The 13,493-nt window shown below is 39.0% G+C and carries 12 protein-coding genes; all 12 read left to right on the top strand.

Annotated features, from left to right (window positions below):
* Positions 1-56 precede the first annotated feature (56 nt).
* Positions 57-1,004 (top strand): polysaccharide deacetylase family protein, encoded by a 948-nt coding sequence (locus LC455_RS04385; RefSeq protein ID WP_223588485.1) that lies wholly within the window; start codon positions 57-59, stop codon positions 1,002-1,004.
* A gap of 98 nt (positions 1,005-1,102) precedes the next feature.
* Positions 1,103-2,341: a M16 family metallopeptidase gene (locus LC455_RS04380; protein ID WP_223588483.1), complete on the top strand. Its 1,239-nt coding sequence runs from the start codon at positions 1,103-1,105 to the stop codon at positions 2,339-2,341.
* Positions 2,342-2,436: 95 nt separating this feature from the next.
* Positions 2,437-2,679: a YlmC/YmxH family sporulation protein gene (locus LC455_RS04375; protein WP_223588482.1), complete on the top strand. Its 243-nt coding sequence runs from the start codon at positions 2,437-2,439 to the stop codon at positions 2,677-2,679.
* A 160-nt stretch (positions 2,680-2,839) separates the two neighbouring features.
* Entirely contained in the window at positions 2,840-3,742 is a 903-nt protein-coding gene (dpaA, locus tag LC455_RS04370) for a dipicolinic acid synthetase subunit A (protein WP_223588480.1), read from the top strand.
* Positions 3,739-4,338, top strand: a complete 600-nt coding sequence (dpaB, locus tag LC455_RS04365; protein ID WP_223588478.1) for a dipicolinate synthase subunit B — start codon at positions 3,739-3,741, stop codon at positions 4,336-4,338. Before dpaA ends, dpaB begins: the two co-directional genes overlap by 4 nt.
* A gap of 187 nt (positions 4,339-4,525) precedes the next feature.
* The gene (gene asd / locus LC455_RS04360) at positions 4,526-5,572 is read left to right on the top strand and encodes an aspartate-semialdehyde dehydrogenase (protein ID WP_223588477.1); all 1,047 of its coding nucleotides are present in this window, start codon (positions 4,526-4,528) and stop codon (positions 5,570-5,572) included.
* Positions 5,573-5,605: 33 nt separating this feature from the next.
* Positions 5,606-6,850 carry an aspartate kinase gene (gene dapG, locus LC455_RS04355; protein ID WP_223588475.1) on the top strand — a complete coding sequence of 415 codons (1,245 nt, stop codon included), beginning with the start codon at positions 5,606-5,608 and terminating at the stop codon, positions 6,848-6,850.
* A gap of 32 nt (positions 6,851-6,882) precedes the next feature.
* A complete protein-coding gene (gene dapA, locus LC455_RS04350; RefSeq protein ID WP_223588474.1) occupies positions 6,883-7,755 on the top strand; it encodes a 4-hydroxy-tetrahydrodipicolinate synthase in 873 nt (290 codons plus the stop codon).
* 199 nt (positions 7,756-7,954) lie between these two features.
* Positions 7,955-9,622 carry a ribonuclease J gene (locus LC455_RS04345; RefSeq protein ID WP_317851401.1) on the top strand — a complete coding sequence of 556 codons (1,668 nt, stop codon included), beginning with the start codon at positions 7,955-7,957 and terminating at the stop codon, positions 9,620-9,622.
* 121 nt (positions 9,623-9,743) lie between these two features.
* Positions 9,744-10,496 (top strand): ClpP family protease, encoded by a 753-nt coding sequence (locus tag LC455_RS04340; protein ID WP_223588472.1) that lies wholly within the window; start codon positions 9,744-9,746, stop codon positions 10,494-10,496.
* Positions 10,493-10,729 (top strand): YlzJ-like family protein, encoded by a 237-nt coding sequence (locus tag LC455_RS04335; RefSeq protein WP_223588470.1) that lies wholly within the window; start codon positions 10,493-10,495, stop codon positions 10,727-10,729. Before LC455_RS04340 ends, LC455_RS04335 begins: the two co-directional genes overlap by 4 nt.
* A gap of 106 nt (positions 10,730-10,835) precedes the next feature.
* Positions 10,836-13,181 (top strand): FtsK/SpoIIIE family DNA translocase, encoded by a 2,346-nt coding sequence (locus LC455_RS04330; protein ID WP_223588469.1) that lies wholly within the window; start codon positions 10,836-10,838, stop codon positions 13,179-13,181.
* Positions 13,182-13,493 lie beyond the last annotated feature (312 nt).

Genomic DNA, 13,493 nt, shown 5'->3' with positions numbered 1-13,493 from the left:
TTCGTTCTACCTTGTCCTCTTTGTACATATTCTTTATGGAAGGGGGAAGAGCGCTGATGAGAAAGTCATTTATTTTGATGATTATTATTTTAATTGCATGGATATCAGTCAACAATCCATTTGTAAACAGATATGTTACCAAATTGACGGAAACATCACTTCCGGCAGCAAAACAGACCGATTCTCTTTATCAAACAATTGAGAAAAAGGCGCCTACATATGAAATTTCACCTTCCGATGCCAAAATAGATCCAGTATGGAAGGCCATTCCTGGATATAATGGACTGAAGGTAAATATTGCAGCCTCATATAAAAATATGAAATCAAAAGGCATTTTTGATAAAAATAAACTGGTTTTTACACAAATTAAACCAAAGGTTCACCTTAATGATTTGCCGCCTTCCCCGATTTATAAAGGCAACCCAGATAAACCGATGGTTTCCTTTATCATCAATGTTGCCTGGGGCAATGAATATTTATCACAAATGCTCGCAACGCTGAAAGAACATCATATTTCCACCAGTTTTTTTCTGGAAGGTAATTGGGTCAAAAACAATCCAGAGCTTGCAAAAATGATAGTCAGTGCTGGTCATGAGGTAGGCAATCATTCCTATTCCCACCCAGATATGAAAAGACTGACCGCCGCTCAGGCAAGGCAGCAAATAATCAGGACAAATGAAGTGATTGAAGCAGCTACTGGTGAAAAAAGTGAATGGTTTGCTCCTCCAAGCGGAAGTTACAGGGATGAAACAGTAAAAGTAGCCAATGAATTACACATGAAAACAGTCATGTGGACTGTTGATACTATTGATTGGCAAAAGCCTTCCCCTGAAGTATTAATTAATCGGGTCATAACAAAAATTAATAATGGTTCTATGGTTCTCATGCATCCAACTGAATCCACCGCAAAATCGCTGGATCGTTTAATCACGCTAATTGAACAAAAAAATTTAAAGATTGGTACGGTTTCGGAGTTAATGAGTGAAAATAGAATCATAAAATAAATAAAGTAAGAGTTCCAAAAGTTTGGAGAAAATAGACATTAAAAGTATAATTAACAATTGGATAGTAACATCTGCTGTTTAGAGACAGGAGGAAGTCGATGATAAATAAATACACTTGCCAAAATGGAGTAAGAATTGTATTAGAAAATATTCCTACCGTACGATCTGTTGCAATTGGAATTTGGATTGGAACTGGTTCTAGGAATGAAGATCCTGCGAGAAATGGTATTTCTCATTTCCTGGAGCACATGTTCTTTAAAGGAACATCTACACGTACTGCTAAGGAAATTGCTGAGTCCTTTGACAGCATTGGAGGCCAGGTTAATGCCTTTACCTCAAAGGAGTACACTTGCTATTATGCAAAGGTTCTTGATACCCATTCCAAATTTGCTTTAGATGTATTAGCAGATATGTTTTTTAATTCCACTTTTGTGGAAGAGGAATTAAAGAAAGAGAAAAATGTTGTCTTGGAAGAAATAAAAATGTATGAAGATACACCAGACGATATTGTTCATGATTTATTAAGCAGGGCTATATATGAAGATCATCCGCTTGGATACCCCATTTTAGGTACGGAAGAAACATTAAATACCTTTAGTGGTGAGACACTTAAAGAATATATTAAAGAAAGATACACTCCTGAAAACGTTGTTATTTCAATTGCAGGTAATGTATCAGAAGCATTTATTCAAGAAGTTGAGAACTATTTCGGCTCGTATCAAGGAGGGGCCAAGGAAACCCCAGAGAATATTCCCGCTTTTCATTCCAATCGAATTTCGCGAAAAAAGGAAACAGAGCAAGCTCATTTATGTATTGGATTTGAAGGCTTAAAGGTGGGACATGAAGACATTTATAGTCTTATTACCCTGAACAATATATTAGGCGGCAGCATGAGTTCAAGATTGTTCCAAGAAGTTCGTGAACAACGAGGCTTAGCTTACTCCGTTTTTTCGTATCACTCAGCCTATCAGGATAGCGGCGTGGTAACGGTATATGGTGGAACTGGAGCGAAACAACTGGATGTGTTATTTGAGACGATCCAAGAAACCCTGGATAAATTGAAACAAAACGGCATTACCGAAAAAGAATTAATTAATAGTAAAGAACAGTTAAAAGGAAGCTTGATGTTAAGCTTAGAAAGTACCAATAGCAGAATGAGCCGCAATGGTAAAAATGAACTGCTGTTAAAACGCCATCGTTCATTGGATGAAATTATCGAACAAATTGATCTAGTTTCAAAAAACAGTGTCGATGAAATGGCCCGACAAGTATTTAATGATAAGTATTCTGTGACCTTAATTAGTCCAGATGGAGAATTCCCAAATAAACTTGCTTAAAAAACAGTTCCTGTACGAACTGTTTTTTCTTTATTCTAAATAAAGGACTCCATCTATAAACTATTAGTAAAGGGAGAAGAGGGGAGTTCTTTTAAATGAGGTTAAGTGAATTAAGCGGAAAAGAAATTGTCGATGTAAAAAAGGCAGAGCGCCTCGGTGTTCTTGGTCAAACCGATTTAGAAATTAATGTAAGTACAGGACAAATCCAAGCACTTCTCATTCCGTCAGTAAAATGGTTTGGATTTCGCAAACAAGGTGAAGAAATAAGAGTCCCCTGGGACCATATTAAAAAAATAGGGTCGGATATGATCATTATTGATGTTCCAGAAAATGAATAGATATTCTTAAAGCCCAAGCAAATAAAACCTTGCTTGGGCTTTTTTTATTTTACTATGGGTGGAAAACTCACCGATTTTAAGCAACTTACATAAGATGTTGAAGTGATAAGAAGAAAAGGAATCCTAAAGGGATTTTTTTAAAAAGAAGGTGAATGTTTTCATGCTGACAGGGATGCAGATAGCCGTGATTGGTGGAGATGCCAGACAGCTGGAAATCATCCGAAAGTTAACTGAATTAGATGCGAGAATATCGCTAATTGGTTTCGAGCAGCTTGACCATGCCTTTACTGGTGCGGTTAAGGAAAAATTGGATGAAGTTGATTTTTCAAATATAGACGCAATCATCTTACCGGTGCCCGGGACAAATTTAGAAGGACAGGTGGAAACGATCTTTTCAAATGAAAAGGTTGTTCTCACAGAAGAAATGCTTGGAAAAACACCTGAACACTGTACGATTTATTCAGGAATTAGCAACGGCTATTTGAATGGAATTACCAAACAAAGCAAACGACCTCTCGTGCAATTATTCGAACGGGATGACGTGGCTATCTATAATTCAATTCCGACCGTAGAAGGAACCATTATGATGGCCATTCAGCATACGGACTTTACCATTCACGGGTCCCATATTACCGTTTTAGGACTCGGAAGATGTGGTATGAGTGTGGCAAGAACCTTTGCAGCACTAGGAGCAAAGGTGAAGGTTGGAGCAAGAAAAAGCGAGCATTTGGCACGTATCACAGAAATGGGTTTAACTCCATTCCATTTAAACGATCTTGTCAATAAAGTGAAGGATACCGATATTCTGATAAATACAGCACCACATTTAATCGTAACAGCTTTGGTGATATCACAATTACCTTCACACACGCTCATTATTGATCTTGCCTCAAAACCGGGTGGAACTGATTTCCGGTATGCCGAAAAAAGAGGTATCAAAGCCTTGCTTGCACCAGGGCTTCCTGGTATTGTCGCACCAAAAACAGCAGGTCAAATACTGGCAAATGTCCTTGCTCAACTGCTGCAAGAAGATTTAGACGGGCGAAAGGGGAAAGTGAAATGAGTTTAAGAGGTAAAAGAATTGGCTTTGGTTTAACCGGCTCCCATTGTACTTACGATGCTGTCTTTCCAGAAATTGAAAAGCTGGTGCTCGCGGGAGCAGAGGTACTGCCAGTTGTGACTTTTACTGTAAAAAATACAGAAACCCGATTCGGAAAAGGTGAAGATTGGGTAGAGCGAATTGAAGATTTAACGGGTAACAAGGTTATTGATTCGATCGTTAAGGCTGAACCGTTAGGTCCAAAAATACCTTTAGATTGCATGGTTATTGCTCCATTGACTGGCGTATCCATGAGTAAATTTGCCAACGCAATGAATGACAGCCCCGTATTAATGGCTGCGAAAGCAACATTAAGGAACCTAAAGCCTGTGGTTCTCGGAATTTCTACAAATGATGCTCTAGGATTAAATGGAGTAAACTTAATGAGATTAATGGCCACGAAAAATATCTTTTTTATACCATATGGTCAAGATGATCCTATTAAGAAGCCTAATTCCATGGTGGCACGAATGACGATGCTATCGGAAACAGTGGAAGCAGCTATCGAAGGTAGACAAATTCAACCGGTGCTAGTGGAACGATATAAAGATGGTGACTAAATAACTGACCTCTTTCGGCAAAAAAGGTTATTTCTTTCTGGGAATATGATAAAATAAATTAATCTCTCTGGCAGTGGGTTAAAAGATTAACCCACTGCTCGAGTTTAACAATACTATATTACGACAAGCTGGCTAAAGAACTAAATGAAGGAAATAACCCGCCAGTCGATATGAAAGGGGAACTAGCATGAATCAAAATGGATATCACGTTGCGGTGGTAGGGGCAACAGGAGCGGTTGGACAACAAATGATCCAAACTTTATTAAAAGAAAATTTCCCTATTAGAAAATTATCCTTACTATCCTCTGCACGCTCTGCAGGAAAAATAGTAGAGGTCAATGGTCAAGAAATAGCAATTCAGGAAGCAAAGCCTGAAAGCTTTGAAGGTGTAGATATTGCTCTTTTCAGTGCGGGCGGCAGTGTTTCCAAGGAACTTGCTCCCGAAGCTGTAAAACGAGGCGCCATCGTCGTGGACAACACTAGTGCGTTTCGGATGGATACAGATATTCCGCTAGTTGTGCCAGAAGTAAACGAAGCTGATTTGCATCAACATAATGGAATTATTGCGAATCCAAACTGCTCCACAATACAAATGGTAGTAGCATTAGAACCTGTTCGTCAAAAATATGGCTTGAAAAAAGTTATTGTGTCAACCTATCAAGCTGTTTCCGGAGCAGGTGCAGCAGCAATTCAAGAATTGATGGATCAAACAAAGGCTATTTTAAATGAAGAGTCATATGATCCAGCTATTTTACCTGTAAAATCAGATAAAAATCATTATCAAATTGCTTTTAACGCGATTCCGCAAATTGATAAATTCCAAGATAATGGCTATACCTATGAAGAAATGAAAATGATTAATGAAACGAAGAAAATTATGCACCTTCCTGAGCTGCAGGTATCTGCTACTTGTGTACGTCTGCCAGTTGCAGTAGGGCATTCTGAATCCGTTTATTTTGAAGTTGAGGCAGAGGGTGTAAGTGCGAACGACATTAAAGCACTTTTAAAGGACGCACCAGGGGTAATCTTGCAGGATGATCCTGAAAATCAAATTTATCCAATGCCAGCTCATTGTGTCGGGAAAAATGATGTATTTGTAGGACGGATTAGAAAGGATATCGATGAAGACCGCGGTTTCCATATGTGGGTAGTTTCTGACAATCTTCTAAAAGGAGCTGCCTGGAATTCAGTCCAGATTGCCGAAAGCTTAGTAAAATTAGGTCTAGTAAAATAAAGTTACCTCAAAAAAGGTAGGGTTTGGTGTTACATGAAGATTATTGTACAAAAATTTGGCGGGACATCTGTTAAGGATGAGAAAAGCCGAAAACATGCTCAAAGACATATTGAGAAAGCTTTAGCGGAAGGCTATAAAGTGGTAGTAGTGGTTTCAGCGATGGGGAGAAAGGGAGATCCCTATGCGACTGACACTCTCTTATCATTAATTGGCGGGAACTTAAGCAAAATCTCAAAACGGGAACATGATTTATTATTGTCCTGCGGAGAGGTAATTTCGAGTATTGTGTTTACGAATATGCTATTGGAAAGCGGTATAAATGCAGCAGCCTTAACAGGGGCTCAAGCAGGGTTCAAAACTAATAATGACCACACCAATGCAAAAATTAACGAAATGAAATGCGACCGTCTCTTAAGAGAATTAGAAAATAACGATGTTGTTGTGGTTGCCGGCTTCCAGGGTGCCGCTAAAAATGGGGATGTAACAACCATTGGCAGAGGCGGAAGTGATACTTCAGCAGCGGCTCTTGGTGCTGCCTTAAATGCAGAATGGATTGATATATTTACTGATGTAGAAGGGATCATGACAGCAGACCCGCGCATCGCTGAAAATGCACGCCCACTTTCTGTTGTCACCTATACAGAGGTTTGTAATATGGCCTATCAGGGTGCAAAGGTCATCCATCCAAGAGCAGTTGAAATTGCGATGCAGGCAAAAGTGCCAATTCGGATTCGCTCAACCTATACTGATACCTTGGGTACGTTGGTGACAACGTTAAATAAGGATAATCGCGGCAGTGACATAAGAGAACGGACTGTTACGGGGATTGCCCACGTCTCAAATGTCACCCAAATAAAGGTGTTTGCAAAGAAAGATCAATATTACTTGCAGGCAGAAGTCTTTAAAGCAATGGCCAATGAAAAAATTAGTGTTGATTTTATCAATATCTCGCCAAATGGTGTTGTCTATACGGTTACAGATGAAATGACGGATCTGGCCATAAAGGTATTAAAGGAAATGGGTCATGACCCGCAAGTGGAGCGTCATTGCGCAAAGGTATCCGTTGTTGGAGCAGGAATTGCAGGTGTTCCAGGGGTAACTTCCAAAATCGTAACGGCATTATCCGATCAGGGAATTCGAATTTTACAATCTGCAGACAGCCATACTACAATTTGGGTTTTAGTCAAACAAGATGACTTAGTTAAATCAGTAAATGCATTACATGATGCCTTTCAATTAGAAGAAGAGTCCCTTGAATTTAAACTTTCGGATTTATAATTTCTTACTAGGGGTTTGAAAGGAGAAAGAAAATGGTTCATTTTGGGCGATTGTCCACGGCAATGGTTACTCCTTTTGATAATAAAGGGCATATAGATTTTGCCAAAACTACACAATTAGTTAATTATTTAATTGAAAATGGTACAGAATCACTTGTAATAGCTGGTACTACTGGTGAATCACCTACTCTGTCAAAAGAGGAAAAATTGGCCCTGTTTGCTCATGTGGTGAAGGTGGTTAATAAACGTGTTCCGGTAATTGCCGGTACAGGAAGCAATAATACCTATGCTTCAGTGGAATTAACTAAAAAAGCAGAGCAGCTTGGTGTTGATGGTATTATGGTGGTTGCTCCGTATTATAATAAACCCAATCAAGAAGGCTTATATCAGCATTTTAAAACTGTTGCTGAGGCGACTTCCCTGCCGGTAATGGTCTATAATATTCCTGCAAGGTCGGTTGTTAATATACTTCCAGAGACAATTATACGCCTTGCAAAAATATCTAATATTGTTGCAGTGAAGGAAGCAAGCGGCGATTTAAATGCCATTACACACATTATTGCTAACACGGATGATGATTTTCTCTTATATAGCGGTGATGATGCCATAACTCTTCCTGTGCTTGCTATTGGAGGTACAGGTGTAGTCTCGGTTGCTTCCCATGTAATCGGAAATGAAATGCAAGAAATGATTGCAGCGTTCTTTGAAGGCGAAAATAAAAAAGCTGCCAAACTTCATCAGGAACTGCTGCCAATCATGAAGGGGCTGTTTGCCGCTCCTAGTCCTGCTCCCGTTAAAACAGCGTTGCAGTTAAAAGGATTGGACGTCGGATCTGTACGACTGCCACTAGTGGGATTAACAGAACAAGAACGAGCAACATTAATTTCAATTTTACAGAATAAATAACTTTTTTAAGCCAGCCGAAAGATGAGTTCGGTTGGCTTTTCTTTTTAGAAATTCAGCGAAAGCGCCTAGGGTAAAATGAACTGCTTTTTTCCTGTTCAAGGTGCTTTCGCTTTTTTATGTTGTAAAGGTTTTCTAATTTCAAGTATAATAATCATAACTGATTTCGATCGGGTCAACTCAGCATAGGAGGAAACGGAACGTGATAAAGAAAAAAAATAACTCCATCAAGTTTATAACACTTGGTGGTATTGGAGAAATCGGAAAGAATATGTATCTTGTTGAAGTAGACACAGACATATTCATAATTGATGCCGGCTTAATGTTCCCCGAGGAAGAAATGCTTGGCATTGATATGGTAATTCCTGATATTACATATTTAAAGGAAAATAAGGATCGGGTAAAAGCAATCTTTTTAACACATGGACATGAGGACCACATCGGCGCACTTTCCTATGTGCTAAGACAAATCGACGTACCGGTTTATGGCACAAAACTAACTTTAGCTCTTGCAAATGCGAAATTGAAAGAGCAAGACTTTAATGGAAAAGCAAATTTCATTGAGGTGGATTCAAATACAATTGTAGATTTAGATTCAGTTAATGTAAGCTTTTTCAGGACTAATCACAGTATCCCTGATTCGGTTGGTGTTTGTATCCATACATCTGAAGGTATTATCGTTTATACAGGTGATTTTAAATTTGACCAAGCTGCCACTAAGCTGTACAAGCCTGAGATTGGAAAAATGGCTTCTATCGGGGAACAGGGTGTACTCTGCTTAATGTCTGATAGCACCGAAGCAGAAAAACCTGGTTATACTACTTCTGAAGCCATTGTTGAGCGGGAAATGTCCAATGCCTTTTATAATGCTCCAGGAAGAATTATTGCAGCCTGCTTTGCCTCGGATATTAATCGAATGCAGCATATTTTTGATGCCGCTGCAGAAAACAAGCGCAAAGTTGCGGTGGTTGGCAAAAGTCTTGAACGAATTTATCATATCGCCCTCGATTTAGGGTATTTAGAGGTTGCAGAGGATTTAATCATTCCCATCCAAGAAATAAAGGATTACCCTGATCGTGAGATTGTTGTTCTGATGACAGGAAGCCAGGGAGAGCCAATCGAAGCCCTGCAAAAAATGGCCAAGCAAGCTCATAAGCTAGTGAACATAGAACCTGGTGATACGGTACTTATCGCGGCATCCCCGCTTCGCGGAAGTGAAGTGTTTTTATTTAAAACGGTGGATATGCTGTTCAGAGCGGGAGCAAATGTTATCTCCGGCAAACGGACAATACATGTCTCGAGTCACGGCAGTCAAGAAGAATTGAAGTTTATGATTAACCTTATGCAGCCAAAATTCTTTATTCCTGTTCATGGGGAATATCGAATGTTAAAGGCTCACCGAAAATTGGCGCTCGAATGTGGCCTTAAAGATGAACAAATTTTAATCCCGGACCGTGGAGATATAGTTGAACTGAAGGAAGAAAAACTAGCGATCACTGGGAAGGTTCCTTCTGGGAATGTCCTGATCGATGGAATCGGTGTTGGCGATGTAGGAAACATTGTACTGCGTGACCGAAAACTATTATCACAAGATGGTATTCTAATCGTCGTTGTAACCTTAACCAAACAAGAAAAGAAAATAGCAGCAGGACCTGAAATCATTTCAAGAGGTTTTGTTTATGTCCGTGAATCGGAAAAATTGATGGAGGAATCCACAAAATTAGTCCGTGATATCGTTGAAAGAAATATTGCCAAGGACACCTTTGAATGGGCCAGCCTAAAGCAGGAAATAAGAGATGACTTAAATCGTTCTTTATTTGAAAAAACCAAAAGACGTCCCATGATTCTCCCAATCATTATGGAAGTATAATTAAATAAACACAGAAAAGGCACTGGGGTACCAGTGTCTTTTTAATTTAGGAATTTCTGTTGGCATGATTTTGTATAGGAGGTAAATACTAAAATATATCATGCTTGAAGGGAGTATTAGGATGAATAATTTTCAAAAAAATGAAAATGGCAATGGGGAAGGTACAGAGCCTCAAAAAGAGGAAAAATCTACTTCTCCTTTAATAGAGAAAATTCAACAGCTTGGTCAGACAAACGTTCCCCAGCTTTCTAATGATTCACGAATTCATTGTTTGACCATTATTGGCCAGATAGAGGGGCATATGGCACTGCCGCCGCAAAATAAAACAACCAAATATGAGCACATCATTCCCCAGCTGGTCGCAATTGAACAAAATCCTAAAATTGAAGGTGTCTTAATAATCTTAAATACGGTTGGAGGAGATGTGGAAGCTGGATTAGCCATTTCAGAAATGTTAGCAACTCTATCAAAACCAACTGTGTCTATTGTATTAGGCGGCGGTCATTCGATAGGAGTCCCTATTGCGGTTAGCTGTAATTATTCGTTTATTGCCGAGACGGCTACAATGACAATTCATCCTATCCGTTTAACGGGTTTGGTAATCGGGGTGCCGCAAACCTTCGAATATTTAGACAAAATGCAGGAACGTGTTGTTAATTTTGTAACAAAACATTCCAAAATACCCGAGGAAACTTTTAAAGATTTAATGTTTGCAAAGGGGAACCTAACTAGAGACATTGGAACAAATGTCATTGGCGTCGACGCTGTAAAATATGGATTAATTGATGAAGTTGGCGGACTTGGGCATGCAATGAAGAAATTAAATGAAATGATTGATATGAATAAAGAAAAAAGCGAAGGGTTGATTCAATGATCTTATACACGATGATGCCGCAGGAACTTATTTTTCCCTATGAAACAGAACCGTTCCAGAAGCAGCAGATGATCACTTATCAAGGGATCCCGCTTTTAGTAGAATTTACGGATCAACAAAATGTCCATGTTGTTCGTATTTTAAGCAGTGACCCACAGCACTATTTAGATGAGAGAATATGCCCTGGTTCAAAAATTTCTATTTCCAGCCTTGAAGGATTGTCCGCTTTCTAAAGAAGTTATGGTATAATCAGGTTAAATAGACAAGAGCAGCCAATCAGGCTGCTTTCTTCCTTTTTACCGTTCTAAATATTCCATAATTTATATACAAGGTGATCAGATGGCTAAAAAAAAGAGAAGACAACCTAAAAGAAGAGATAATCAAATTAAACGAACACTACAATATGAATTATCAGCATTAGCCCTATTAGCGTTAGCGATCATTTCGATTGCAAAGCTGGGAGCAGTTGGAAAAGCGACCGTTCTCTTTTTCCGATTCTGGATGGGTGAATGGTATATGCTTGGTTTAATCGGCTTAGTTTTATTAAGCATTTATTTAATGTGGAAACGTCAGCTTCCTTTTTTCTTCCATATTAAATTAGTGGGGAGCTATTTTATTATTTCAGCTCTCTTGCTTTTAAGTCATGTAACCCTTTTTCATTTGTTAACGAATGATGGGAAATTTAATGATCCAAGTGTCATTAGTAACACATGGGAATTATTTAAGATGGACTTAAAAGGGGAAACGAGTACAACCGATCTTGGAGGCGGAATTTTAGGAGCTATTTTATTTGCGTTATTTCATTACTTATTCGCAGAAACCGGTACAAAAATTATCGCTTTTATCTTTATATTAATCGGATTTATTTTATTGACCGGTAAATCCTTTGGCGATTTTGTCGGAAAAATTATGGTTACTTTGTTTGGTTTTACAAAAAATCAATGGGAAGCTTTTACAACGGATATGTCTGAATGGAAGCAAAAACAACAAGAGCGCCGGAACGAGAGGAAGACACAACGACGGCAGCAGCAAGAAAATCCTCAAACCGAAAGTCAGCCTCTTATAAGTGCACAGCCTCAGTCTGTAGAAGAAGAAATGATTATTCCAGAACCAATTATATCCAGTTTTGCTGACCGGGCATATGTCGAAGAGGAAACGAATCAAAGAAATCCAAAAGAGTCTAAAAGAAAAACAACAGCACAAAAAGAAGACGATGATGACAATTCTCCGCCAATAACCTTCACAGAAGTCGAAAATGCAGCCTATGAACTGCCTCCTTTACGACTTCTTAAACATCCGAAGAAGACCGATCAAAGCGGAGAATATGAACTCATTCATGCAAATGCTGCCAAGCTTGAACGAACTTTTCAAAGCTTTGGAGTTAAAGCCCGTGTAACCCAAGTACATTTAGGTCCTGCTGTAACGAAATATGAAGTTCATCCAGATGTAGGGGTTAAAGTAAGTAAAATTGTCAGCCTGAGTGATGACTTAGCATTAGCACTTGCTGCAAAGGACATTCGAATTGAAGCGCCAATTCCAGGTAAATCAGCCATAGGAATTGAAGTGCCAAATTCAGAAGTAGCGATGGTATCCCTCAGGGAGGTACTTGAGGCAACCCAAAATGACAAGCCAGAAGCGAAATTGCTGATTGGCTTGGGCAGAGATATTACAGGAGAAGCGGTCCTTGCTGAATTAAATAAAATGCCCCACATGCTTGTTGCCGGAGCAACCGGAAGTGGAAAAAGTGTTTGTATCAATGGAATTATCACCAGTATTTTGATGCGTGCCAAGCCGCATGAAGTCAAATTAATGATGATTGACCCAAAAATGGTTGAATTAAATGTCTATAATGGAATTCCTCATTTACTTGCTCCTGTTGTGACAGATGCTAAAAAAGCGTCTCAGGCATTAAAAAAGGTAGTAAGTGAAATGGAAAGAAGATATGAACTATTCTCCTATACGGGAACTCGAAACATTGAAGGATATAATGACCATGTTAAACGCCATAACCTTGAAGAGAATGATAAACAACCGCTATTACCGTATATTGTTGTCATCGTAGATGAGTTAGCCGATTTAATGATGGTAGCATCGAACGATGTAGAGGATTCGATTACCCGGCTGGCTCAGATGGCACGTGCGGCAGGTATTCATTTAATCATAGCTACCCAAAGGCCTTCAGTTGATGTCATTACAGGGGTAATCAAAGCAAATATTCCATCAAGAATTGCTTTTGCCGTTTCGAGCAGCACAGATTCAAGAACGATCTTAGATATGGGAGGGGCTGAAAAGCTTCTCGGCAGAGGGGATATGCTGTTTTTACCAGTGGGTGCTTCTAAGCCTGTTCGTGTGCAGGGGGCATTCCTATCGGATCAAGAGGTTGAAGAAACCGTTGAATTTGTCATTTCACAGCAAAAGGCACAATACCAAGAAGAAATGATTCCAGATGATATTCCGGAGGTAACAGGTGCCGTAGAGGATGAATTATATGATGAAGCAGTTGAATTAATTATTGATATGCAAACAGCATCTGTATCGATGCTGCAGCGTCGTTTTCGCATAGGCTATACTCGAGCTGCCCGTCTGATAGATGAGATGGAAGCAAGGGGAGTAGTAGGCCCTTATGAAGGAAGTAAACCAAGGGCTGTTTTGCAGTCAAAACCTAAAGAGGAACAGAGTTCTTAAAAAAGGGCCCCAGGGCTCTTTTTTTTATAGTAGTTTGAGAAATATTTGATACTATAGTAGTAGATGCATTTTTCATTGGTCTAAGAAAAATCTCCTATCTTTTGCCTAAAAATTTCCTATTATCCAAATTGAAGATATTTATTATATCAGATTTCTTCCCGTGTTTTCAGGTGAATTTGTGACAATTTTAATCTTCATGCCTTTTTTCGACAAAATTTTGAATATCTATTTATTTATCACTTAAAAAATGTTAATATAAATTTCGATTAGTAGGAATGATATCAGAGGTCTGATGTCTTAGGAAAAGAGCTG

The sequence above is a fragment of the Neobacillus bataviensis genome, assembly GCF_019969725.1.
The sequence above is the reverse complement of the archived record's forward strand: the minus strand, read 5'-3'. Positions and strand labels throughout refer to the sequence as shown.

Excerpts from the sequence above, each read along its gene's own strand:
- LC455_RS04385 (WP_223588485.1), top strand. The coding sequence starts at position 57 with ATGAGAAAGTCATTTATTTTGATGATTATTATTTTAATTGCATGGATA.
- LC455_RS04380 (WP_223588483.1), top strand. The coding sequence starts at position 1,103 with ATGATAAATAAATACACTTGCCAAAATGGAGTAAGAATTGTATTAGAA.
- LC455_RS04375 (WP_223588482.1), top strand. The coding sequence starts at position 2,437 with ATGAGGTTAAGTGAATTAAGCGGAAAAGAAATTGTCGATGTAAAAAAG.
- dpaA (WP_223588480.1), top strand. The coding sequence starts at position 2,840 with ATGCTGACAGGGATGCAGATAGCCGTGATTGGTGGAGATGCCAGACAG.
- dpaB (WP_223588478.1), top strand. The coding sequence starts at position 3,739 with ATGAGTTTAAGAGGTAAAAGAATTGGCTTTGGTTTAACCGGCTCCCAT.
- asd (WP_223588477.1), top strand. The coding sequence starts at position 4,526 with ATGAATCAAAATGGATATCACGTTGCGGTGGTAGGGGCAACAGGAGCG.
- dapG (WP_223588475.1), top strand. The coding sequence starts at position 5,606 with ATGAAGATTATTGTACAAAAATTTGGCGGGACATCTGTTAAGGATGAG.
- dapA (WP_223588474.1), top strand. The coding sequence starts at position 6,883 with ATGGTTCATTTTGGGCGATTGTCCACGGCAATGGTTACTCCTTTTGAT.
- LC455_RS04340 (WP_223588472.1), top strand. The coding sequence starts at position 9,744 with ATGAATAATTTTCAAAAAAATGAAAATGGCAATGGGGAAGGTACAGAG.
- LC455_RS04335 (WP_223588470.1), top strand. The coding sequence starts at position 10,493 with ATGATCTTATACACGATGATGCCGCAGGAACTTATTTTTCCCTATGAA.
- LC455_RS04330 (WP_223588469.1), top strand. The coding sequence starts at position 10,836 with ATGGCTAAAAAAAAGAGAAGACAACCTAAAAGAAGAGATAATCAAATT.